The 23,738-nt window shown below is 59.1% G+C and carries 22 protein-coding genes; 8 read left to right on the top strand and 14 right to left on the bottom strand.

Going from position 1 to position 23,738, the window contains the following annotated elements:
- Nucleotides 1-39: 39 nt before the first annotated feature.
- The 9 genes from Q1A34_RS17670 to Q1A34_RS17630 form a co-directional block, all read right to left on the bottom strand.
- On the bottom strand, nucleotides 40-927 hold the full coding sequence (locus Q1A34_RS17670; RefSeq protein ID WP_300037401.1) for an NAD(P)-dependent oxidoreductase: 888 nt from the start codon (nucleotides 925-927) through the stop codon (nucleotides 40-42).
- A 28-nt stretch (nucleotides 928-955) separates the two neighbouring features.
- Nucleotides 956-1,372: a heme-binding protein gene (locus tag Q1A34_RS17665; protein WP_300037398.1), complete on the bottom strand. Its 417-nt coding sequence runs from the start codon at nucleotides 1,370-1,372 to the stop codon at nucleotides 956-958.
- Nucleotides 1,372-2,292, bottom strand: a complete 921-nt coding sequence (locus Q1A34_RS17660; RefSeq protein WP_300037395.1) for an SMP-30/gluconolactonase/LRE family protein — start codon at nucleotides 2,290-2,292, stop codon at nucleotides 1,372-1,374. The genes Q1A34_RS17665 and Q1A34_RS17660 overlap by 1 nt, the downstream gene beginning before the upstream one ends.
- A gap of 95 nt (nucleotides 2,293-2,387) precedes the next feature.
- Nucleotides 2,388-3,533, bottom strand: a complete 1,146-nt coding sequence (locus tag Q1A34_RS17655) for a substrate-binding domain-containing protein (protein WP_300037392.1) — start codon at nucleotides 3,531-3,533, stop codon at nucleotides 2,388-2,390.
- 84 nt (nucleotides 3,534-3,617) lie between these two features.
- Nucleotides 3,618-4,748, bottom strand: a complete 1,131-nt coding sequence (locus tag Q1A34_RS17650) for an ABC transporter permease (protein WP_300037389.1) — start codon at nucleotides 4,746-4,748, stop codon at nucleotides 3,618-3,620.
- On the bottom strand, nucleotides 4,748-5,506 hold the full coding sequence (locus Q1A34_RS17645) for an ATP-binding cassette domain-containing protein (RefSeq protein ID WP_300037386.1): 759 nt from the start codon (nucleotides 5,504-5,506) through the stop codon (nucleotides 4,748-4,750). Before Q1A34_RS17645 ends, Q1A34_RS17650 begins: the two co-directional genes overlap by 1 nt.
- A gap of 77 nt (nucleotides 5,507-5,583) precedes the next feature.
- Complete coding sequence (locus tag Q1A34_RS17640) at nucleotides 5,584-6,606, bottom strand: substrate-binding domain-containing protein (RefSeq protein ID WP_300037383.1); 1,023 nt, start codon at nucleotides 6,604-6,606, stop codon at nucleotides 5,584-5,586.
- A 53-nt stretch (nucleotides 6,607-6,659) separates the two neighbouring features.
- Nucleotides 6,660-7,682: an ABC transporter permease gene (locus Q1A34_RS17635; RefSeq protein ID WP_300037380.1), complete on the bottom strand. Its 1,023-nt coding sequence runs from the start codon at nucleotides 7,680-7,682 to the stop codon at nucleotides 6,660-6,662.
- The gene (locus Q1A34_RS17630) at nucleotides 7,669-9,198 is read right to left on the bottom strand and encodes a sugar ABC transporter ATP-binding protein (protein ID WP_300037377.1); all 1,530 of its coding nucleotides are present in this window, start codon (nucleotides 9,196-9,198) and stop codon (nucleotides 7,669-7,671) included. The genes Q1A34_RS17635 and Q1A34_RS17630 overlap by 14 nt, the downstream gene beginning before the upstream one ends.
- A gap of 145 nt (nucleotides 9,199-9,343) precedes the next feature.
- On the opposite strand from Q1A34_RS17630, the gene Q1A34_RS17625 reads away from it, so the two are divergent.
- Entirely contained in the window at nucleotides 9,344-10,372 is a 1,029-nt protein-coding gene (locus Q1A34_RS17625; protein ID WP_300037374.1) for a LacI family DNA-binding transcriptional regulator, read from the top strand.
- Here the strand turns inward: Q1A34_RS17625 and Q1A34_RS17620 are convergent.
- Nucleotides 10,369-11,241: an isocitrate lyase/PEP mutase family protein gene (locus Q1A34_RS17620; protein ID WP_300037371.1), complete on the bottom strand. Its 873-nt coding sequence runs from the start codon at nucleotides 11,239-11,241 to the stop codon at nucleotides 10,369-10,371. The two genes, Q1A34_RS17625 and Q1A34_RS17620, sit on opposite strands and share 4 nt — an antisense overlap.
- 98 nt (nucleotides 11,242-11,339) lie before the next feature.
- Between Q1A34_RS17620 and Q1A34_RS17615 the strand changes: the two genes are divergently transcribed.
- The gene (locus tag Q1A34_RS17615) at nucleotides 11,340-12,899 is read left to right on the top strand and encodes a mannitol dehydrogenase family protein (protein WP_300037368.1); all 1,560 of its coding nucleotides are present in this window, start codon (nucleotides 11,340-11,342) and stop codon (nucleotides 12,897-12,899) included.
- A gap of 106 nt (nucleotides 12,900-13,005) precedes the next feature.
- On the opposite strand, the gene Q1A34_RS17610 is transcribed toward Q1A34_RS17615, so the two are convergent.
- The gene (locus Q1A34_RS17610; RefSeq protein WP_300037572.1) at nucleotides 13,006-13,503 is read right to left on the bottom strand and encodes a gluconokinase; all 498 of its coding nucleotides are present in this window, start codon (nucleotides 13,501-13,503) and stop codon (nucleotides 13,006-13,008) included.
- 2 nt (nucleotides 13,504-13,505) lie between these two features.
- Nucleotides 13,506-14,264 (bottom strand): SDR family oxidoreductase, encoded by a 759-nt coding sequence (locus Q1A34_RS17605; protein ID WP_300037365.1) that lies wholly within the window; start codon nucleotides 14,262-14,264, stop codon nucleotides 13,506-13,508.
- A gap of 108 nt (nucleotides 14,265-14,372) precedes the next feature.
- Here Q1A34_RS17605 and Q1A34_RS17600 point away from each other — a divergent pair, with 108 nt between their 5' ends.
- From Q1A34_RS17600 to Q1A34_RS17590, 3 genes are all read left to right on the top strand, one after another.
- Nucleotides 14,373-15,404 (top strand): L-idonate 5-dehydrogenase, encoded by a 1,032-nt coding sequence (locus tag Q1A34_RS17600; protein WP_300037362.1) that lies wholly within the window; start codon nucleotides 14,373-14,375, stop codon nucleotides 15,402-15,404.
- A gap of 113 nt (nucleotides 15,405-15,517) precedes the next feature.
- Nucleotides 15,518-16,918 (top strand): NADP-dependent phosphogluconate dehydrogenase, encoded by a 1,401-nt coding sequence (gene gndA, locus Q1A34_RS17595; protein WP_300037359.1) that lies wholly within the window; start codon nucleotides 15,518-15,520, stop codon nucleotides 16,916-16,918.
- Nucleotides 16,919-16,931: 13 nt separating this feature from the next.
- Nucleotides 16,932-17,681 (top strand): sulfite exporter TauE/SafE family protein, encoded by a 750-nt coding sequence (locus Q1A34_RS17590; RefSeq protein WP_300037356.1) that lies wholly within the window; start codon nucleotides 16,932-16,934, stop codon nucleotides 17,679-17,681.
- A gap of 4 nt (nucleotides 17,682-17,685) precedes the next feature.
- Here Q1A34_RS17590 and Q1A34_RS17585 read toward each other — a convergent pair whose 3' ends face one another.
- A complete protein-coding gene (locus Q1A34_RS17585; RefSeq protein WP_300037353.1) occupies nucleotides 17,686-18,831 on the bottom strand; it encodes an iron-containing alcohol dehydrogenase in 1,146 nt (381 codons plus the stop codon).
- A 214-nt stretch (nucleotides 18,832-19,045) separates the two neighbouring features.
- On the opposite strand from Q1A34_RS17585, the gene Q1A34_RS17580 reads away from it, so the two are divergent.
- On the top strand, nucleotides 19,046-20,743 hold the full coding sequence (locus Q1A34_RS17580; protein WP_300037348.1) for an AMP-binding protein: 1,698 nt from the start codon (nucleotides 19,046-19,048) through the stop codon (nucleotides 20,741-20,743).
- A gap of 96 nt (nucleotides 20,744-20,839) precedes the next feature.
- Here the strand turns inward: Q1A34_RS17580 and Q1A34_RS17575 are convergent, their stop codons facing one another.
- Entirely contained in the window at nucleotides 20,840-21,376 is a 537-nt protein-coding gene (locus Q1A34_RS17575; RefSeq protein WP_300037345.1) for a peroxiredoxin-like family protein, read from the bottom strand.
- A 180-nt stretch (nucleotides 21,377-21,556) separates the two neighbouring features.
- Between Q1A34_RS17575 and Q1A34_RS17570 the strand changes: the two genes are divergently transcribed.
- Both Q1A34_RS17570 and rpe read left to right on the top strand, forming a co-directional pair.
- Nucleotides 21,557-22,909, top strand: a complete 1,353-nt coding sequence (locus tag Q1A34_RS17570; protein ID WP_300037341.1) for an MmgE/PrpD family protein — start codon at nucleotides 21,557-21,559, stop codon at nucleotides 22,907-22,909.
- Between the two features lie 131 nt (nucleotides 22,910-23,040).
- Nucleotides 23,041-23,733, top strand: a complete 693-nt coding sequence (rpe, locus tag Q1A34_RS17565; protein ID WP_300037338.1) for a ribulose-phosphate 3-epimerase — start codon at nucleotides 23,041-23,043, stop codon at nucleotides 23,731-23,733.
- The last annotated feature ends 5 nt before the right edge of the window (nucleotides 23,734-23,738 follow it).

Below are 23,738 nucleotides of genomic sequence, written 5' to 3'. Positions count from 1 at the left end.
CCGCTCCATTTCCCCTGGCCCGTAAAAGGATCGGCCCCGTCACCCCGTGATCTCCTCTTTTGCGCCGCTGAAGAACTCCATGACGGCGGCCTGATCCTCGCCTCCCAGGCCAGCTGCCGTCAACATCCTGTGCACCTCGGCGCAGAGCGCGGTCATCGGCATTGACGTGCCGGTGGCCCGTGCCAGATCCTGTACTGCATTCAGGTCTTTGACCATATTATCGATCCGGCCGGTACGGCGATAATCTTTTGTTGCAAAGCGCGGCAGGTATTCCTGTAGCAAGGCGCTGTCTGCGCGTCCCCCTTTCAGAGCCTGCGGGATTTTTTCCGCATCCACTCCGGCATCGAGCGCCAGCTGGGTGGCTTCGGCCACCGCCAGAAATCCAAGTCCACAAAGTACCTGATTGATCAGTTTCGTTGTCTGTCCTGCCCCAGGCGGGCCCATATGAGTATAGTTGGATGCGACATGGCGGAGCGCTCGGTGCGCCTTTTCCACTGCCTCTGCCTCCCCGCCCGCCATCAGCGTCAAATCGCCGGTCAGGGCTTTGGGCGCGCCGCCTGACAAGGGGCTGTCCACCCACATCAATCCCTTTTCCGCGGCCCTTTCGGCCAGATCGCGCGTGGCATCCGGTGCGATGGATGACATGTCGATGATTACTGTACCGGGCCGCGCGCCCTCCGAAATACCGCCCGCGCCAAAGACAGCGCGATCCACAATATGTGCCGCATTCAGGCTGGTGATGACAAAGTCGGCCTCTGATGCCGCCACTGACGCGCTCGCCGCGGCAACTGCGCCTTTTTCCACAAGAACGGCGACCTTTTCTGCATCGAGGTCAAACACGGCAAGCTCGTTACCTGTTTCCAGCAACCGCGTGCCGATGGCACCCCCCATCGCGCCGGCACCTATCAGTGCGATCCGTTCGCTCATTCCTGTTCTCCAATTCGTCGATTTGCGGTCAGGTGTCTGCACCTATGGCTTCCAGCGCAGCGCCGGCAACTGCCAGGTCCTGATCCGGACTGCCTGACCCTACGCCGATACCACCCAGCAATACGCCGCCCATGCGAATGGGAAGCCCGCCACCAAGGCCGGTCATTTCACCTTTGGTCGCGGCGGCAATCGCAGGTCTGACCGCTTCGGGAATAGCGGTTGTAGCGCCCCCGATGGAAGCCGCTGTGCGTGCTTTTGAGCGCGCACTTTTTCGGCTGAGAAACTTGGCTCCGGTCATGCGGATTTCACCCAGCACCTCGCCGCTGGCATCAACGATGACGATGCACTGTGGCTGCTCGATCTCTTCGGCTTTGCGCACGCCTGCCTGAAGCATCGCGAGCACCCCGGCGTGGGTCAGAACCGTGCTTTGTGTTGTAAATGCCATCAGCGTGCACCGTTCACATTCAGATACACGGAATAAAGCGAGGTTGTGCCACAGATGAAAAGCCGGTTGAGTTTCGAACCGCCAAAGCAGACGTTTGCCACCATCTCGGGAATGAGAACCTTGCCGATCAGGTCGCCGCTGGCATTCAGGCAGTGCACCCCGTCAGCAGCCGAGGTCCAGATGCGCCCGTCACGATCAAAGCGGAAACCATCAAAAACGCCCGCCGTGCATTCCGCGATGATTTCGCCACCCGACAGCGTGTTGTCAGCCGCCACTGCATGCCGGCGGATATGTTTTGGGCCATCCGCATCATGTGTAATGCCCGTGTCCGCGATATAAAGCGCGCTTTCATCCGGCGAAAACGCCAGCCCGTTCGGTTTTACGTAGTCGTCGGCGACAATGCGGATGTCGCCGGTCGCCGGGTTCACACAATAGACGTGGCAGGCCCCGATTTCACTCTCCGCTCGGTCGCCTTCATAGTCCATGAGGATGCCGTAAGACGGGTCTGTGAACCAGATCGTACCATCCGATCTGACCACCACATCGTTCGGGGAATTCAGGCGTTTGCCTTCAAAACTGTCGGCGATCACTGTAACGCTGCCATCATGCTCTGTGCGCGTGATGCGCCGTGCAAGATGCTCGCAGGTGACCATACGCCCCTGTCCGTCGATGGTATTGCCGTTTGAGTTATTGGAAGGCTGGCGGAATACCGAAACCGATCCGTCGGTTTCGTCCCAGCGCATCATGCGGTTGTTGGGAATGTCTGACCAGACAAGGTATCTTCCGGCTGCAAACCAGACAGGGCCTTCTGACCACCGCGCGCCCGTCCAGAGGCGTTCGACCCTCGCATGACCAATCAGGCATTCGCCAAATTCCGGTGCCAGCTCTTCAAATCCTGTGCCCTCGATCACCCCGAACATCTCACTGTCTCCTTTGGCCGCACCGCGGAAAAACCCGCCGTGCGGCTATCGTTACAATAAAAAAGGCGCCGGTGCGACCGGCGCCTGATCCTGGTTCAGCGTTCAAGCGCGCCGACACCGGAGAAGCGGAAAGCTTCCTGTTCAAGAGCATCGATTTCATCGGCACTCATCTGATCATGTGCAACCGTGATGCGGCCCAGGAAGACGAGCGGAAGCTCTTCTGCACGGCCTTCGAGGTCAGCTTTGATGGCTTCTGCCGTGGCAGCACCAACATCATCGCCCATGCGCATTGGCGTTGCATCCAGCTCGCCGCGACGGATCGCGTCCAGCTCAAGACCGGTGCCGCCCCAGCCGGTGGAGAAGATCTCTTTCTCTTTGCCAACCGATACCTGCGCCTCAACGCTGCCCATCGCCATAGCGGTGTTGGCGTTGTGGATGATCTTGGCTTCGGGATAGGCCTGCAGAATCAGCGATGTGCCTTCAAAACCACCTTCACGCTGGTACTCGCCATAGTGCTCATAGACAGTGGTCCAGCCACCTTTTTCCTCAACACAGGCTTTGAAATCACCTGAACGCTGATTGTCCGTGATACCGGGAATGCCGCGGTTCATGGCCATTGTCACATCGTTGCCCAGACGGCCGAGCATATAGTCACACATGGTCAGCGCACCGGCGGCCGACGAGAAATCAAACCAGGCATCGGGCTGATTTTCCAGTTCTTTCATCGGTGTATGGAATGCCCAGACATAGGTGGCAAAGCCATCATTTCCGGACAGTTTGTCGATGTTGTCAGCCTGAATGGCGAGTTCTGACGGACCAAAGATCACATAGTCATACAGATCCGCGTCCTGTTCGACCTGGTTTGCATAAGTCGACTGCAGAGAATGCTCGATCTGGCGGCTGGCGAATTCTGTCGTCTCATAGGCGATGCCCAGCTGTTCGAGGCGTTTTGTCAGCGCCAGGTAGTTACGTGCCCAGAAATCCGACGTGTCTGCAGACGGATAAATCAAAGCAATCTGAACCGGATTATCCAGCGTCCCCGCATAGGGAACAGCATCTGCGCCGACCACGGCCTGCAGTGCTTCCAGTTTGCCCTCGGCGTTCACTTCGCCCGGTACCCAGTAGTCGCGGTCCGCGATGCCCGGCAGCTCTCTGAGCGGCAGTGTTGCATGGCCGTCGGCCCAGGCAATACCAGTCGCAGAAATCGTGGCGATCAGGCTGGTTGTCAGTAATTTTTTCATTGTAGTTCCTCCCTTTGAAAATTGCGGGGACATTGATGCAGCCGGGCTTGCACGCCCGGTTTGCACCACCCCGCGCGAACCGGATCAGCCGCTGGGTACGGGCTCTCCGGCCAGAAGCGTGCCAAGAGCCAGAAGGGCAATCAGCACACCAATTATCGCTGCAGAAAACCGCAGCATTTTTTGTCCATCCGGGGTCGACAGGCCTGCAAGCAGGCCTTTTGCCCCATCACGGTCTTTCTTTTGCATCCAGGTATACAGCGCGACCGAACTGACAATGACGACACCGGACGCGACCGACTGCCAGAAAAACTCGATGCGCAGTGTCACCAGGGCGTTGATCATCATCGAGAGCAGCAGAACACCAGCAAAGGAGCCGACCATCGAGGCGCGCCCGCCAAAGAGCGAGGTGCCGCCGACGACGACCGCCGCAATGACATGAAGGTTGAAGTAAGGTGCCGAGGTGGCCTGGATCGCATTGAGTTTACCTGTCAGCATCAGCCCCCCCAGCGCGGCGGCGGCACCCATCAGCACATAGGCATAGACCTTGTGACGGTTGACAGAGATGCCCGTCAGTTCCGCGGATTCAGGACTGGAGCCGATTGCGATCGTATACCGGCCAAAGTAGGTGCGCGTCAGCAGAAAGTACCCGCCGACCATCGTGGCAATACCAATGACGACCGGAATGGGTATAAACCCGGGAATCTGCCCGCGTCCGATATCAGTAATCAGATCCGGGAACCGCGCGAGCACGAGACCCTTGGCGATCACAAGCGCCAGCCCGCGATAGACCAGATCCATCGCCAGTGTGCCGATCAGGTCCGGCACCTTGAGGCGTGTAATGATCAGACCGTTGATCAGGCCCATCAGAGCCCCGAGCGTCAGAGCAATGGGCACAGCGACCCAAGCGGGGAAATCATACTGCTTGATCAGGAAAGCCATCAGAATACCCGAAAGCGCCGCAATCGAACCGATAGACAGATCGATGCCACGCTGAGTGATCACGAAGGTCATCGCCATCGCCATCGGCATATAGAGTGCTGCATCCAGCAGAATAAGGTTGAGATTGCTCAGGCGAAAATACCGGGCCGGTTCGACCACACCCATAAACAGCAGGATAGCGAGGATCATCACCATAGGGCCGATGATTGCGATATAGGGTTCCGCCCGGTCGGCAAAACTTCTGGGGCGTTGCGGGGCTGTATCTGTAGCGCTCATTATGCGGCCTCCTCGGCACCGACGATCAGTCCGAGGACTTCCTGCGTGTTGCTGTCTGCTGTTCTGACAACGCCGACCTGCCGGCCCCTGCGCTGAACGTGGATGCGGTCTGACACCTGGAAAACATCATCCAGAGAGTGACTGATCAGAATAACCGCCAGCCCCTGATCCCTCAGCGTTTCAATCAGCTTGAGTGTACGCGCCGTTTCCTGAGGACCAAGTGCGGCTGTCGGCTCGTCCATCACAAGAACGCGCAGCCCTTCCGAGTACACGGCCCGCGCAATTGCCACAGCCTGGCGCTGACCACCCGAGAGGCTTTCTGTTGCCGCGTCCAGTGACTTGAGGCGCACCCCAAGACGGTCCATCAGAACGCGCTCCGTTTCCGTACGCATCCGTTTGTTGTCCAGGATTGTCATGCCGAACACTTTTTTGGTGAGTTCATTACCCAGGAACATATTCGCCGCAGGATCGAGGTGATCCGCCAGAGCCAGGGTCTGATAGACCGCGTCAATGCCCTGCTCGATTGCCTCGGCATGACTGGCAAAGCTCACCTCCTGGCCATCAATCAGAATGCTGCCTTCTGTGGGCTGGTAAACGCCAGTGAGGATCTTGATCAGCGTGGATTTTCCGGCACCGTTGTCACCGACAATGGCCAGAACTTCACCCGCACGGGCGGTCAGGTCCACCTCTGAAAGGGCGGTAACGCCACCGAACCTTTTGGTGATCCTGCGCATCTCGACGAGGGGAGTCTCTGCCATCATGGCCTCCGGTTGGTTGTAAAAATTCGTTTGAAGGTGGGCGGCAGACCAGAAACCGGCCCGCCGCCCGGGGAGGGTTACTTGCCCCAGATGGCCGAATAGGCTTCGCGGTAAGGGCTGTCGGGATCAAAGGCGTTGCTGTCGCCCAGCTTGGCCAGACCTTCCTGCGTCACCAGAGCGGGTGCCGTGACATAACCCGAGCAGGCCTCGCCCTGGATGGCACGGTTCAGTTCGTCCACGAGTTGCCAGCCCTGCAGGTTCAGCGGCTCGGCCACTGTGATCGCCTGGTACTGCGCACCGCGGATCCGCTGGAACGCGGCCTCCGAACCATCACCGGCTGATCCGGCCTTGGGAGAGCCTTCGCCCTTGATACCAGCGGCAGCAAGTGCGGGGCCCATGAAGTCAAAGTACAGGTCATTGATCGCCAGCGCGTGCGTCCAGCTGTCACCATGCTTTTGCAAAAGACTTGTCGTCAGCGGGCCCATACGCGTTGAGGTATCTGCAATCGGCGTATCGACATATTCCAGAACCGTGCCACCCATGGCTTCGATGGTCTCTTTGATCCGGTCCGCCTTGTCGATGGCGATCTGATAGGTGCTGTCAGTAAAGATTACCGCACCGACTTTGTCGCCGCCGTCCTCCATCGCCCATTTGGCGGCAACCTCGGAAACTGTCATCGCGTCTGTTGAGACATTTGCAAATATTCCGCCCGGTGCGTCGCAGCCGATTTTTGGGCCGGAATGCCACGCAACCATTGGAATGTCGGCTGCAACGACACCTTCGAGTGCGGCCTGCTGCTCGACTGCGTCAAAACCGTTGATGATCAGACCGTCAGGCTGCAATGCCAGTGCCTGTCCAATCGCCGCTGTACGACCCTGCACCGACCCTGCTCCGTCGAGCACGCGTACTTCCCAGCCGATTGTTTCTGCGGCTTCTTCAACACCATTGGTCACGCCCAGAATGCCACCGTTTTTCAGGTCCGCCGCCAGTACCACGATCGTTTTGCTTTCGGCGGCTTTGGGCCCCGACGTTGGTCCGTCAAAGGCGGTTTCCGCGCTGACCGGCATGCCAAGAGCTGCCATCATTGCAGTTGCTGCCATTGTGTTCAGGAATGTTCTTTTCAGCATTTTTTCCTCCCAGAAGCTGATGATTTTCATTTCTTTGCAGCACCCTTACGGCGCTGCGCGTAGCCTGCGATGCCGATGGCAACCAACAGGGTAACGCCGTTAAAGAGTGGCTCGACCCAGAAGGATCCACCAAACTGCTGGATCCCGGAGATACCGACAGCAAGAATGGCAACACCAACAATGGTGCCCCAGACATTGACGCGTCCGGGCTTGATGGTTGTCGACCCAAGAAAGGCCCCCACCAGTGCGGGCAGCAGGAATTCAAGCCCGACCGACGCCTGACCAATCCGCAGTTTGGAGGCCAGCAGAACTCCGGCCAGTGCCGTCATTGCGCCGGACGTGGCAAAGGCCGCGATTACATATTTACGGGTCGGAATGCCGTTCAGCTGTGCCGCACGCTGGTTTGCACCGATGGCATAGAGATACCGTCCGACCGGGGTGTACTCGAGCACGATCCACATGATCAGCGTGATTGCGATCAGATAGTAGCCTGTGATCGGTATGCCGAAAACAAAGGTTGTGCTGAGTGCATAAAACCCGTCAGGCAGGACACCCACCATCTGCCGCCCGCCTGTGTGCCAGAGCGCCAGCGCATAAAGCACAGTGCCCGTGCCGAGCGTGGCAATAAAGCTGTCGATCCGCGCCACTTCGACAAGCAGACCGTTAAGAAAACCGGAAAGCGCGCCAAGCATCAGCACAATTGCGACAGCTATCGGCCAGGGCAAACCCATCATGGTCTGCAGGCTGATCGCAAGAATATGCCACAGCACGATCCCGTATCCGACCGTCAGATCAATGCGACCGGCCGCCATGGGGATCATCGCGCCCAGAGAAAGCAGCGCGATAATCGCTTTGTCAGAAATGATCGCCCGCAGGTTCAGCATTGTCGGAAAGGTATTCGGCAGCAGAACAGAGAACAGAATGATCAGAAAGGCCGTCAGAATAACGAGGCCATATACCGGCAAAAGACGCATAAGACGCTTGCCCGTACTCAGCCCTTTCATTTCTGCGCGCGTCGGCTCCAGTGCTCCGGATTCAAGCGATTGCATTTGTTTGCTCCTCCCCGGAGGCGATATTCCCGGCCGAAGCCGACTGGATAAGATTTTCGGTGGTCAGACGGCTGCCGGACAGCTCATCTACTATTGCACCCTGGCTGAACACGATCGCCCGGTGGCAGATCGTTGCGATTTCCTCGAAATCCGTCGAAACAACCAGGATGCCGATGCCTTCGGCAAGAGCGCGGTTGAGAAGCGCATAGATCTCGGCCTTGGCACCGACATCGACGCCTGCGGTAGGATCTTCGCACAGCAGCAGGCGCCTTTTGGTGGCCAGCCATCTTCCGATGACGACCTTTTGCTGATTTCCCCCCGACAGGGCTTCGATGGCCAGTGTCGGATCGTTCGGCGAAAGCCCCAGATCACTGCCGATCTCAGAGGCCTGCGCAGCCTCGCGTGCCGGCATCAGCAGGCTCAGCAGGCCCCGGCCAACTGCGGCAGGGTTCAGGAATGTGTTTTCCCGGATGGACAGGTTCATCGCTACGGATTCTTCGGTCCGGTCGCGCGCAACCAGCCCGATGCCAGACGTCAGTGCCGCCTGCGGGTTGCTCAGGTCCGGCGCGGTACCATTCAGACTGACCTGTCCGGAAAACGCGGCGAGGCCGAAGAGCGCGCGGGAAATTGCCTCGTGCCCCGCGCCGCGAAGCCCGACAAGCCCGACGATCTCATTCCGTTTGAGCGTAAATGAGAGCGGCCCGACAGAGCCCACACTGACGTTCTTCAGCTCAAGAATATCCGCGCCAGGTGCTTCCTCAGATTTCATCGTGGCGCGGGTTTTCCGGCCTACAATTTTCTGGACCAGCTCTTCGGGTGTTGTGTGCGCGATACTGCGCACGCCGACCATTGCGCCATCGCGCAGGACAGCAACACGGTCAGCAATCTGAAAAATCTCATCGAGGCGGTGACTGACATAAATCATCCCGACACCCCGTTCGCGCAAAGGGCGCAGTGCCGTAAAAAGCCGCTCAACCTCATCCGCCGGCAACGAGGCTGTCGGCTCGTCCAGCACCAGAAACTCGCTGTCCACTGCCAGAGCACGGGCAATCGCCACCAGTGATTTTTCCGTCCGCGTCAGGTCCTCCACACGCGTGGTCGGATCAAAAACACAGTCCACCTTTTTCAGGGCATCTGCTGCAAAAGTCTCCACCTCTGACCACCGGATCATGCCGCCTTTGCGCGAATAGCCTAGTGCCAGAGCAATGTTTTCCGCTACGGTCATCCATTCGATCAGACCGAGGTCCTGGTGGATAAACGCAACCTTCTGGCGCTCACCAAATCCTGCGGGGCGATGTGTATAGGGCCGGCCGTCAATCAGCACCTGCCCGCCGTCCGGTGCGTGAATGCCACCCAGCACTTTGATCAGCGTCGATTTGCCCGCGCCGTTCTCTCCCAGCAGCGCGACGATTTCGCCACGACCCACCGACAAAGACACATCTCTCAGGGCATAAGTGCCCCCAAAATGTTTGTCGATGCTGTCAAAGAACAGGCCCTGTTGCAGGTGGTCTGCCATGTTTCCTCCCCATGTGGCATTTGCCGCACCCCACGCCACAGGAGACTTGATGAAAATCTGCGTTACCCGTAACGTACGCCTATCGTCGTTCTGAAGAGCGGCATAAGTCAAGAAAAAAGTTACCGGTAACGCAACTCGCAGTAGTATGGTCGATAAACTGAATAAAAACAACAAAGTAAGCCTGGCAAAAGTGGCTCAGGCGGCGGGTGTTTCCAAGATGACCGCCAGCCGGGTTCTGCGCGGCGAAGGGGGGTACTCCGAAAAAACCAGGGTAAAGGTCATGACCCAGGTGGATGAGCTCGGGTACCTTCCGAATCGACTGGCCACTGTCTTTGCAGGCGACCAGTCTTCGACTTTTATCGGCGTTTCGATCCCCGATCTGGGCAATGAGGTTTTCGCCCAGGTACTCGAGGCCATCGACCGGAAACTGGGAAGCTTTGGCCATCAGACCGTACTTGGTCTGACCCAGCACACACAGGAAGAAGAAGAAAACTGGATCCGCACAGTTTTGTCATGGCAGCCGGCAGGACTCATCCTGACCGGACGTTATCATTCCGCCCGTGCGCTGGAAATGCTGCGAAACTCGGGCATACCGGTGGTTGAAATCTGGGATCTGAACTCCAGCCCGCTCGATATGAGCGTGGGCATCAACCACTTTGACTGCGGCTTTGAGATGGGGCGTTTTCTGGTGGGCTGCGGGTACCGGTCGCTGGGGTTTGTAGGTACATCCCACGACACCGCCAACGCGGCGACAGCCCGGCTCGAAGGTTTCACCAAAGCCGTGGAAAACGGGGGCGGAAAGGTTGTTCGCCAGCTTTGCCTTCATGATACAGCCGGGTTCTATCCCGGGTTTTATGGCACCGAGCAGTTGCTGGCGTCACAGCGCGACGTGGAATGTATCTTTTATCAGAACGACTCCATGGCTTTTGGCGGTCTGCAGTATTGCGACCAGCGAGGCATGCAGGTTCCGGACGATATCGGTATCGCTGGCTGGGGTGATCTGCCTGTCGCATCCGTTCTGAAAAAAAGACTGACGTCGATGCATGTTCCACATATCCGGCTGGGTCAGGCCGCAGCAGAACAGATGATCGCACGTTTGTCCGGTGAGCCGGTCGCCAGCACGCGGGACATCGGGTATCGCCTGATCCCGGGATCAACCGTCAGGCAGCGCTAGCGTTTGTACCGGTCTTCCGCCCGATAGTAATCCTCGAACCCCACCCGTCTGCGCAGCTCATCAAAAGGCATCAGGCCAGCGGTGTGATCCCGCCCTGCCTTCAGATCAGCCAGCGTTTCTGTCATTGCGCGCATTGCCGCAGACAGGCAGGCCAGCGGATAGGCTGCGACGGCAAATCCCAGCTTTTCTAGCTCTGACGGGGGCAGTATCGGCGTCTGCCCGCCCTCCAGCATATTCGCGACAGTGGGCACCGGCACTTCGGCACAGATTGTCCGCATCTCATCAACGTCAAAAGGTTCTTCGATAAACACGATGTCCGCGCCAAGCTCGGCAAAGGTCTGTGCCCGCGCGATGGCCTCGCCCAGACCGTGGTCGCGGCGTGCATCGGTCCTGGCCTTGATGAGAATGTCTGCCCTGCCCCGCGCCACGACCGCTGCCCGTATTCTGTCAAAGGCCTCTTCGCGATCGACCACAGCCTTGCGCGCCGTGTGACCACAGCGCTTGGGCGCAACCTGGTCCTCGATCATCACGCCTGCACAGCCTGCCCGGGCAAAGCCCTCGACTGTACGCTCGACATTCATCGGATTGCCGTAGCCCGTGTCACCGTCCACCATCATCGGAATGGTAATGCCTTCCATGACATTGCGGGCCTGGTCCAGAACCTCACCATAGCTCATCAGGCCAACGTCAGGCGCGCCGATCCGGCTCACCGAAGCAGAGAAGCCGGACAGAAATGTCAGCTCAAAACCAGCCTGCTCGACGAGCCGTGCAGAGATGCCATCAAAACAACAGGGCATCATGATCATCCCATCGCGGCGCAGCAGTTTTCTCAGCTGATCCGCCTGCGGGTTTGGGTGCTGTTGGGTCAAAGTCGGCTCCCTTTGGAAAATATCGCCCTTGTCTGCACTGCGGTAGCTTCAGGCGCTTTGTCATCCTGGCAGTAAAAATCCCGAATGTCAGTGCTGGCATGACGCGGGTATTGGCCCATACCGGGTTTACATCCGGACTGCTTCTGACGGACTGTACCGGTGAACAAGACACCCACAGGCATCCTATGCATCTTTTGCCCGGCACTCAGTTGCCTTCAGGGACAACAGCACCGCAATACAACCCGGAAAATCACGGGATTGGCATTGTCCATTTCGGACCCGGCGCGTTTCACAGAGCGCATCAGGCTGTGTACACCGACGATGTTCTGGCCCGGCACGGTGGAGACTGGCGGATCTGCGGTGTCAGCCTGCAAAGCACGCAGGGCGCAGATATTCTGAACCGTCAAAAGGGGCGGTACAGCCTGACAATCCGCGGGACGGAAAAGACAGAACGGCGGATCATTGCCAGTATTTCCCATGCGCTCGCCGCAACGCGCGGAAGTGAAGCTGCTCTGGATCTCCTGGCCGGCCCGTCGATCAGAATTGTCAGCATGACCGTCACAGAAAAGGCCTATGGTATCCTGGGCACCAGCGGAAAGGTCGATACGTCGCATCCTGCTGTCGCCGCAGACCTTCGGAACCCAAAGGACCCCCGCGGTCTGCTGGGCCTGCTCGTCGCGGGGTTTGCCCGGCGCAAGGCAGCCGGATTGCCACCCTTCACCGTACTGTGTTGTGACAATCTGCCGGAAAACGGTCGCCTGATTCGGGCCGGCGTGTTGGACTTTGCAAATCGCACTGATCCAAATCTCGCAGGCTGGATTGCTGAAAACGGTGCCTTCCCATCAACAATGGTAGACCGGATAACCCCAGCCGCGACCGATGCGTTTCTGGCCGAAACCGAAAAGCAGCTGGGGGCCCGCGATAGCGCGGCTACGCAAACCGAAGCTTTCACGCAGTGGGTTGTCGAAGACACCTTCTGCAACAGTCGCCCGCGCTGGGAAGATGCAGGCGTCCTGTTTGTTCCAGACGTCGCCCCGTATGAAAACATGAAGCTTCGGATGCTGAACGGTACGCACTCGCTTATTGCCTACACCGGGTTTCTGACCGGGAAAAAATACGTTCGCGATGTCATGCAGGATCCGGTGCTGCGGGCTTTGGCCCTGGCTCATATGAAAAACGCCGCCCTCACGCTGGCTGATCTGCCCGCTGTTGACTTTAAAACATACGCTGCCGAACTGTCGGATCGTTTTGATAATTCTGCCATTGCCCATGAAACCTGGCAGATCGCGATGGATGGCAGCCAGAAGATGCCTCAACGCATTTTCGCGCCGGCCACAGATGCACTGGAGGCCGGGCGGGCGTCTGCCACTTTCGCCGTCGCGACGGCTGCCTGGATGCGGTACTGTTTGGGCCATGCAAACGGCAGGGACCACGATCTGCGCGACCCGTTGGAAGCGGACCTGCTGACCATCACCAGAAAGGCCGGCAGCGACGCTGCACAGATATTCGATGGAATTGCCGGAATACCCCGACTGATGCCCAAAGTACTGGCCGGTTCGTCAGAATGGCGCGCAGATGTGGTCAGATATCTTGGCGCAATGCTTTCGGAAGGATGCGAACCGGCACTGGCGTCAGCGCTCAAAAATATTCGTACCTGATCCGATAAGCCGCTGCTGTTTGCAGCCAAGGGCTGAACCTTTTCCGCGCTGCGCGAGGCGGTTCAGGTCAACGCAATGGGCGACTTGCAAAAAATCGGCGCAGACATCACTGAATATCGGGCACCTTCTCTGTGAGCCAGGCGATAATCTCAGCTTCGCTTTGGTCAATATCCACTGTCAGTGCCTGTTCATCTGCCTGGGGCGGCTCGAGCGTGGCGAACTGGCTGTCCAATAAAGACAGTGGCATAAAATGCCCCTCCCGCGCTGACATGCGCGACGCGATCAGGTCACGGCTTCCCTCAAGGTGCAGGAAAACCACATCACCACCGGCCCCGTTGCGGATGATATCACGGTAGCTTCGTTTCAGCGCGGAACAGCCGATAACAACCGTATTCGGACCTTCCTGCATCCGTGCTGCAACAGCTTTCAGCCAGGGGGCGCGATCCTCATCCCGCAAGGGTTCCCCCCTGGCCATTTTTGCCACGTTTTCAGGCGGATGAAGATCATCACCATCCACAAAAAATGCCCCGATGGCTTCGGCAAAGCCCATCCCGACCGATGTTTTACCACAGCCCGAAACACCCATGACCACATAGTGGCGCATCGTCACAGAGAGGCCGTGATGCCACCGTCAACAAAAACGGTGGTTCCATTCACAAAGGACGAAGCGTCAGACGACAGGAAGATGCAGGTGCCCACCAGTTCCTCCACATTGCCCCAGCGTCCCGCGGGAGTGCGCTTTTCCAGCCAGGCAGAGAATTCAGGGTCGGCGACCAGTGCTGCGTTCAGCGGCGTGTCAAAATATCCCGGTGCCAGCCCGTTACACTGCAACCCGTATTTGGCCCAGTCCGTGGCCATACCTTTGGTCAGATTTGCCACAGCCCCTTTGGTCATGGTGTAGGGCGCAATACCCGGCCTGGCGAGAGCGGTCTGAACGGAGGCGATATTCACAATCTTACCCTTGCCACGGCTGATCATGTGCCGCGCACAGGCCTGCCCCACATGGAATACGCTGGCAATGTTGGTCTGCATGAGTCGCTCGAACGCATCCGCCGGGAAATCCTCAAGCGGCGTGCGGTGCTGCATGCCCGCGTTGTTCACCAGAATGTCGATGGCGCCAGTCTCTGCCTCGAAGCCGTCCACTGCCGCACGCACCGCGTCGTGATCTGTGGCATCAAACGGCAACCGATGAACGCCTTCACCCAGCGCATCAGCGGCGTCTGCGAGTTTCTTTTCGTCCCGGCCGTTCAGAACAATCTCGGCGCCCGCATCGCGAAGCCCGCGTGCAAGCGCATGGCCAATGCCCTGCGAAGAGCCGGTAATGAGCGCGCGGCGCCCGGTCAGATCAAACAAGCTCAGGCTCATATCAGGTCTCTTTCTGCTCGACTTTCAGGGTAGGGTCAATTTATGTTACCGTTAACAAAGCTTGTCAAGTGACCCGCCCGGGTCGCGCGCTGCAGCAAAGGAACTCTCATGAAATCGGTCGTCATCCATGCCCCGAAAGACCTGCGCATCGAAGAACAGAAAGCGCCGGAGCCGGGTCCGGGCGAGGTCGGCATTGCGGTCGCAGCGGGCGGGATCTGTGGCTCTGATCTGCACTATTATAATCACGGCGGTTTCGGCGCGATCCGCGTCAAGGAACCCATGGTTCTTGGTCACGAAGTCTCAGGGCATGTTTCTGCTTTGGGTGCTGGTGTCACCGGCCTCAGCATCGGCGATCTGGTGGCCGTATCCCCCTCCCGGCCTTGTTACATCTGCAAATTCTGTATCGAAGGCACCCACAATCACTGCCTGAACATGCGGTTTTATGGATCTGCCATGCCATTTCCACACATCCAAGGCGCTTTCAGCCAGCATCTGGTCGCGGACCCGCGGCAGTGCGCGCCCGCCGGGGACCTGAGTGCCGGAGAGGCCGCCATGGCGGAACCACTGGCCGTTTGCCTGCATGCGGCCGGCCAGGCCGGTGATCTGCTGGGCAAACGCGTTCTGGTCACCGGATGCGGGCCAATTGGTCTGCTGTGTATTCTGGTCGCACGGCGTGCCGGTGCCGCAGAGATTGTGGCAACGGATCTGACGGATTTCACACTTGGGATGGCCGCGCAGAACGGAGCCGACCGGGCGATCAATTCTGGCAGCGACCCTGAAGCACTGGCAGCATATGAAGCAGGCAAGGGGCATTTTGACGTTCTTTTTGAATGTACAGGCGTCGCGCAAGCCCTTGCAGCGGCGATCCCTGCCATGCGACCGCGCGGTGTAATTGTCCAGCTTGGGCTGGGGGGTGATATGACGCTGCCGGTCCAGGCACTGACAGCCAAAGAGCTGCAGTTGCGCGGATCTTTCCGCTTTCATGAAGAGTTCTTCACCGGTGTGGAGCTGATGCGCAAAGGACTAATCGATGTGAAACCGCTCATCACCCAGAGCATCGCGCTGGAAGATGCCGTTACCGCATTTGAGCTGGCCAGCGACCGCACCAAAGCCATGAAGGCCCAGATCACCTTTGCCTGACCACGCACAGTTCTGCGCTTCCCTCTTTCCCTTTTCTACTCCCGGCGCTTAAGGTCGGATAAATGCCCGAAACGCGTGACACAACGCGCGGAAAACACAGGAGACACCCTTTCATGACAAGCGAAATCGGCCTTATCGGCCTTGGAACAATGGGTGCGGCCCTGGCTCTGAATATTGCCGAAAAAGGGTTTGATATCGCCGTGTGGAACCGCACGACCCAGGTCACGCGCGACTTCGCGGACGGGGCGGGCGATCTGGCCAGTAAAATCACGCCAACCGAAAGCCTTGAGGATCTGGTGGCAGCTATTGCAGAGCCGCGCGCGATCATCCTCATGGTGCCCGCAGGCGATCCTGTCGATGCACAGATTGATGCGCTGCGGCCTCTGCTTGGTCCGGATGATCTGATTATTGACTGCGGCAACGCGAATTTTCATGACACAAACCGGCGCGCGCGCGAGGCCACCGGCCCCTTCCTTGGCGTCGGTGTGTCGGGTGGCGAAGAAGGGGCACGGCATGGCCCCGCTATCATGGGCGGCGGCAAACGGGCATACTGGGACCGTGTGGCGCATATTCTCGAAGCCATCAGTGCAAAATACGAAGGTACCCCCTGCGCCACCTGGATGGGCGAAGAAGGGGCGGGCCACTTTGTAAAAGCCGTGCACAACGGGATTGAATATGCCGATATGCAGATGATTGCCGAAGTTTACGGCATTCTGCGCGACGGTATGGGTATGCAGGCGGCTGAAACAGGCGCTGTTTTCGACCGCTGGAACGAAGGCGTTCTGCGCTCCTATCTGATCGAGATTTCAGGCAGGGTTGCCGGTGCTGTGGACGCGGCCACAGGTGGTCCGCTGCTTGATGTTATTGTGGATGCTGCCGGTCAGAAGGGCACAGGGCGCTGGACAGTTATTGAGGCGCAGCACCTCGCGGCGCCGATCCCCGCGATTGAGGCCGCCGTGGTTGCCCGCAATCTGTCGTCGCAACGCGACGCCCGTGCGGCGGGGGAGGCGCTTTTCGGCGCGGCACCCAATCCGCTGCCGGATGGTGCGCTCAGCGAGGAAACGCTTGAAAAGGCGATGATCGCCGGCAAAATTCTCTGCTATGCGCAGGGGTTCGCGATGATATCTGCGGCGTCAGAGGCCTTTGGCTGGGAACTGGCGTTGCCCGGCATTGCACGGGTCTGGCGCGAAGGGTGCATCATCCGCTCGGACATGCTGAACGATATGGCCGAGGCGCTGACCGAAGACCCCGCGCGGAATCTTATGTTCGCACCGCGCTTTGCCGGTCACCTTAAAGACAGCCATGACGCCCTGCGTCAGGTCGTGGCGCAGTCTGCGCTGCATGGTTTGCCGACACCCGCGCTGAGCTCGGGTCTGACCTATTTCGATGCCATGCGCACACACCGCGGCACAGCAAACATGATCCAGGGTCAGCGCGATTTCTTTGGCCTGCACGGGTTTGCCCGTCTGGATGATGGCAGCACGGGTCAGCACGGACCCTGGGCGCAGGGCTGAGCGGTCCGGCCCGGTGGATATCTGGGCACTGGTGGTGATGGCTTCAGCCGCTTTTCTGATGGCCGGCTGGATCAAGGGCATCGCGGGTATCGGGCTGCCAACCGCGGCCATTGCTTTTATGACGCTGTTCACCGACCCGCGCACCGCCATTGCCCTGGTGATGTTCCCGATGATCGGGTCCAATGCCTGGCAGCTGTGGCGGGGAGGCGAAATTCTCCGCACTGCCCAAAGATACTGGCTGTTCTCGGCGGTCCTGTTCTCGGGCGTGCTGGCAACAGCCTGGCTCACACAGGATGCGGGGGACCGGTTCCTGCTGGCCGCACTCGGGATTGTGATCCTCATTTTCGTCGGTGTCAGCTGGCGCAATATGGTCCCGCCCCTGCCCGACCGCTATGACCGGGCGGCCCAGTTCGTCTTTGGCATCTTTTCGGGTGTCATCGGAGGCATGACGGCAGCCTGGGGCCCACCGATGGCTATGTATCTGGCAACCCGTCAGGTTGATAAAGACGAGTTCATCCGGGCGACCGGCTTCATGATTTTCGTCGGCAGTCTTCCGCTGTGCTACGCGTATGCGCAGCTGGGCTTTCTGACTGGCCCTCTCAGCGGTGTGTCCATTGCCATGCTGGTGCCCGCAATCGCCGGTTTTTCACTGGGCGAAATTCTGCGACGCCGGCTGACGGGGCAGGGTTTTCGCAATGCGATCCTGATCATGTTCGTCTTTTTCGGGCTTAACCTTCTCAGACGTGCCATCTGGTACGATTGACGGGTCAGAAACAGGCCTGCAGCAGTTTGGTGGTGTTCCCGCGTGACATCTGTACCGGGTTTCCACCACAGCTGGGATCTTTCAGTGCGGCCTCAACCAGCACATCAATTTCCGGATCAGTTACCCCCAGCTCTGTCAGATTGGCCGGAATACCCAGCGCGGCGTTCAACTCGCCCACGTAAGCATAAAACCCATCAAACCCGCCCGAGATGCTCAGATAGTTCGCCGCCCGCGCAAGATGCCGCCGCACTTTTGGTTTGTTGAACATCAGGACCGGCTGCATCACCACCGCATTTGTCGTTCCGTGATGCGTGTGATGTACAGCGCCGATCGGGTGGCTGAGCGCGTGGATCGCACCCAGTCCTTTCTGGAAGGCGGTCGCCCCCATGGCTGCCGCAGACATCATATGCGCGCGGGCTTCGATGTCGGACCCGTCATTGAAGGCCCGCAGCAGGTTGTCCTTGACCAGCCGCATGCCTTCGAGGGCGATACCCTGTGACATCGGGTGATAGTGTGGCGAGCAGTAGGCTTCCAGGCAGTGCGCAAAGGCGTCCATACCCGTTCCGCCGGTGATCGCAGCGGGCATCCCAACGGTCAGTTCCGGATCGCAGATGACGACAACCGGCAGCATTTTCGGGTGGAATATGATTTTCTTTTCGTGGGTTTGAGAATTGGTGATGACACCCGCGCGACCCACTTCGGAGCCTGTCCCGGCCGTCGTTGGCACGGCAACCACCGGGGCGATGGCATCTGCATCGGCCCGCGTCCACCAGTCACCGATATCCTCAAAATCCCACAGCGGGCGCGACTGGCCGGCCATAAAGGCAATCACTTTCCCGGCATCCAGGCCAGAGCCCCCGCCAAAGGCGACAACACCGTCACATCCGCCTTCTTGATATGCGGCCACACCTTCATCGACATTCTGTTCTGTCGGATTTGGATCAACAGCAGAAAAGACCGCGCGACCAAGTCCGGCGGTCTCCAGCAAATCCAGCGTCTGTGCGGTGATCGGCAGACCAGCAAGTCCGCGGTCTGTGACCAGCAGCGGGCGGCTGATCCCGGCAACGGAACAGGCTTCCGCAATTTCAGATATACGATCTGCGCCAAAACGCACGGCAGTAGGATAAGACCAGTTGGCTGTCAGGGTCATTGGTGTTCTTTCCGCATTAAACAGGCGCGTCGCCCGGGGGGTGCCATGACCGATCTGTGACATCAGCCGCTGGCGCAGTACCTCTGGCATACTGCTCTGCCCGGGTGTCGGCAAGTGGGGTGCCACTGGGAAAATCCCGCATCGGTGCAGGCTTGCGCTTTGGCACAGCGTTGTAGTTAATGTCAGGCCACAACTGCACGGGAGGATACGAGGGGTGGACCACGCGGATCAAAGACCCATCAACGGTTTGTCGCATGTCAAAGGCGCAACGGATGAGCCTTTGCTGAACCTGACCCTTCCAGGTCTTTTGGCGCAGACGGCGGGGACGTACCCTGATCACCCTGCGGCAGTTTTCAGGGAGCAGAACATCCGCTGGAGTTACCGCGAGCTGGCCGCCCGGGTCGATCAGCTGGCTGCGGGCTTCAGGACACTCGGTATTGAAAAAGGCGACCGTGTGGGTATCTGGTCGCAGAACCGCGCAGAGTGGCTGCTGACCCAGTTTGCAACGGCGCGTATCGGTGCGATCCTTGTCTGTATCAATCCCGCATACCGCCTGTCAGAGCTGGAATACGCGCTGAACAAGGCCGGATGCTGTGCAATCATCACGGCCCGTCGTTTCCGCTCGTCCGACTACACAGGTATGATCGCGCAACTGGCACCAGAGCTTGCAGACGCCGAACCCGGCAGGCTGCGGTCCGAAAAGTTGCCTGCGCTGCGCAGCGTCATCGTGATGGGCGCCGATATACCGGCGGGTATGATTGGATTTGACCGGCTGTGCCGCGAAAACTCGGATGCCTCCGCCAGCGCGCTCGATGCGGTGACGGTCACTTTGGATCCACATGACCCCATCAATATTCAGTACACCTCCGGCACCACCGGCAGCCCCAAGGGCGCTTGTCTGACCCACCATAACATCGTCAACAACGCGCATTTCGTGACCCGCGCGCTGAAACTCACGCATCAGGACAGGTTGTGCATTCCTGTCCCCTTTTATCACTGCTTTGGCATGGTTATGGGCACCCTTGGCTGCGTAACCAAAGGGGCCACTATTGTTGTCCCGGGAGAGGCATTTGATCCGCGCGAAACACTGCACGCCGTATCAGAAGAAGCATGCACCGCCCTCTATGGCGTGCCCACCATGTTCGTGAACCAGCTGGCGTTGCCAGACTTCGCTGACTTCGATCTGTCGTCTCTGCGCACCGGTATCATGGCTGGCGCCCCCTGCCCGATGGAAGTCATGCGCCAGGTGCAGTCCCAAATGAACATGACCGGCGTCACCATCGCATACGGTATGACAGAGACGAGCCCCGTTTCCTTTCAGAGCAGCACTGATGATCCGCTGGAACAGCGCGTGTCGTCTGTCGGACGCATTCATCCGCATGTCGAAGTCCGCATTGTGGATGACGATGGCAACGTCGTTCCGGCGGGTGTTCAGGGTGAGCTGCAGACCCGTGGTTATTCCGTCATGACCGGATACTGGAACGACCCGGAAAAAACCGGACAAAGCATCGACGGCGAGGGCTGGATGCATACCGGGGATCTCGCCGTCATCGACCCCGATGGCTACTGTGCGATCACAGGCAGGCTCAAGGATATGATCCTCAGGGGCGGCGAAAATATCTACCCGCGCGAGATTGAAGAGTTCCTGTACACATATCCCGGTATCGCGCAGGCCCAGGTGTTCGGCATTCCGGATGACACATATGGCGAGATTGTCTGCGCCTGGATCGTCCCGCATAACGGCGCCGGAATTACCCCGGATGAGATCAGATCATGGTGTCGCGAGAACATCGCGCATTTCAAAGTACCGGCCCATATCTGCTTCCGGGACAGCCTGCCCATGACAGTCACGGGCAAACCGCAGAAATTTATCATGCGCGATCAGATGCTCGCAGAACTGTCAGCGCAATAAGGGCATTTTCCTGCGCGGCAGGGTCAGCCGCCTCATGCTCGTAGGGGATGAGGCGGGAATGACGTGCGGCACAACCGCGCCTCAGGATCCTGTGCGTCAGACAGCACCTTCGTATTCGCCACGTGCCGGGTATGCATTGGCGATCGCAAAGTCCAAGGCACCGACGAGTTCCGAAAAATGCGGGCGCACAAAGGGCATGGTCTGCACAGACCCGTAATAGAGCGTCTGTTCCGGTGTGATCATGAACAGACCAGGCTCGGAAAAAAGAGCGGGCTCTTCGATTCCAATCGATGTTTTGCCCCGGCTGGTCGAGATGTAGAGCCCGTATTCCCGTGCTTTCGCCAGAGACAGATCATAGGCCAACCGAAGCTCTTTGGCGCCTGTCTTGTCCGCCATCTCACGCGCACGTTCTTCGCCGTCTGAACTGACCGCGATGGTTTTGACACCACGTTCGGCGAAATCCGCTGTCCGCTTTTCCAGCTCCGCCAGATAGGTCGCGCAAAGCGGGCAATGCAGGCCACGATAAAAGCAGACCACTGTGCCCTTTTCCGATCCGTCCGCAGACAGATCAAAATCACCATGGTCGAGCGTGGGCAATTTCAGGTCGGGCACTTTCTGGCGCGGCATCAGCATGAGGTATTCCTTTGTTTTAATTGATGGGCGATGTGTGACACAGGCCCGGCGGCGAGGCCAGAGACGGCGTTTCACAAACCGTTGTGCAATGTGACACCCGGAGGATGTCGCGAACAGACATGCGGCGGGGCGTTTCTGCGCATCAGATGGCGGAAACCCGGCCCCGGAAAGGCTTTCTCTATGTCGTCCCAGTTCAGCAAAATCGCGCAGTTCATCTGTAACCCCGAAGTGCCGGACAGCGCGCGCGACAGGGTGGCTCTTTTGCTGACGGACACGCTCGGCGTGGCTGCGGGCGCAACGCATCTGCCTCCGTCGCGGATCGCCCGCACCGCTGCCGCGCGGTTCCACAGCGCAGGAACAACAGACGACAGCGCGCCCATGCTTTTTGACGGCCGGCGGGTTTCCGTTCCCGGGGCCGCCTATGCCGCAGCTACGCAGATCGACAACCTTGACGCCCATGACGGTTTTAACCCGGTCAAGGGCCACATCGGATGTGCCGTGGTGCCCGCGCTTTTTGCATTTGCCGAGGCACGGCCCGATCTGACCGTGCGCGCGGCGCTCGACATTCTGGCAATGTCTTACGAAATCAGCGCGCGGGCCGGATTGTCTCTGCATGCCAGTGTCACGGACTATCATACCTCCGGCGCATGGAACGCCCTTGGTGTGGCCGCTATCGGGTGCCGGCTGCGCGATGCCGGCGAAAAGCAGTTGCGCGAAGCACTGGGCATTGCCGAATTCCATGGCCCCCGCAGCCAGATGATGCGCGAAATCGCCACCCCAACGATGCTGCATGACGGCTCAGGTATGGGGGCTCTGACCGGTTCCATGGCCGCCTTTCTGGCGCTGGACGGTTTCGAGGGCGCGCCTGCGATCACATTAGAATCGCCGCAGGCAGCACCGTTCTGGACGGATTTGGGTGAGGTATGGACGCTGGAGCAGAACTATATCAAACCCTATCCTGTATGCCGCTGGGCTCATGCGCCGCTGGACGCGCTGCGCAGCATGATGCGTGCCAGGAACCTGTCGTCAGACGATATCCGTCATGTCACAGTGCGCACCTTTGCCGAAGGTGCCGCGCTGTTTTCTGGTGTGCCGGACACCACCGGCCAGGCGCAGTACTCCATGCATTTCGCGCTGTGTACACTCATGCGGTATGGCCATGTCGGGCCGGAACATATCTCCGGCGATGCGTTGCGGGATCATGATGTGATCTCTTTGATGGACCGCATAACCGTGCAGGAGGACGACGCGCACAATGCCCTGTTCCCCGCGCAGCGCACAGCCGAAGCTGAACTGACACTGTCCGATGGCACTATTCTGCACTCCGGGTTTACAGAAGCGCGCGGCGGACCGGACACCTGGATGAGCGAAGCAGAACATGAAGAAAAATTCATGGCCTTCTGCGCCCCGGTTACAGGTGACGGCCGCGCCCGCGACATCTGGAAAATGCGCACGGCGATGCTGGACGACAGCGACATGCCTTTCAGCCATCTTTCCGGGCTGGTGACACCAGCGGTGCCGGAAAGCATGTGACTGCCTGTATGCGCAAACCGGTTCTCGCGCCATTGGTCTGTCCCTGACGGCCAGGGCTGCGAACCTGCTTGCCCCGGTGCCTCTGGCACGGATATAGCCAAGGCAGCTTTCTCTGACACAGGCGCCTCGCTATGACCTTCGACCGTTCGATCAAAATTGCCCCTTCCATCCTCTCAGCTGATTTCGCAAATTTCGGTGCCGAATGTGAGGCGATCGAAGCCCAGGGGGCCGACTGGGTACATGTGGATGTCATGGACGGCCATTTTGTGCCGAACATCACATTCGGACCGGCCACATGCGCGGCGATCAGACCCCATATCAAAGGCGTCATGGACGTCCACCTGATGATTGCCCCGGTGGATCCCTACATCGAGGCCTTTGCCAGCGTCGGGGCAGACGTCATCACCGCACATGTCGAGGCCGGACCGCATATTCACCGCACCTTGCAGGCCATCCGGGGCGCAGGAGCAAAGGCGGGCATCGCCCTGAACCCCGGAACACCTGCCGAAGCAGTGTCCGAACTGCTTGAACTGACCGATCTGATCTGTGTGATGACTGTGAACCCTGGCTTCGGCGGGCAGAAATTTATCGCGTCACAGGTGGCGAAAGTGCAGCGCCTGCGCGCGATGATCGGCGACAGGCCGATCCACATTGAAATCGACGGCGGTGTCGATCCGGATACCGCACCGCTTGTTGCGCGCGCCGGTGCAGATGTCCTTGTCGCCGGGTCAGCTGTTTTCAGAGGCGGTTCTGTCAGCGACCCCGCACCTTACGGCCAGAACATCCGCGCCATTCGCGAGGCCGCAAACGGGGTCTGGACCTGAAGCCA

It is taken from the genome of uncultured Roseobacter sp. (genome assembly GCF_947491795.1).
Lineage (GTDB): Bacteria > Pseudomonadota > Alphaproteobacteria > Rhodobacterales > Rhodobacteraceae > Roseobacter.
This window is presented reverse-complemented; position numbering and strand designations above follow the sequence as displayed.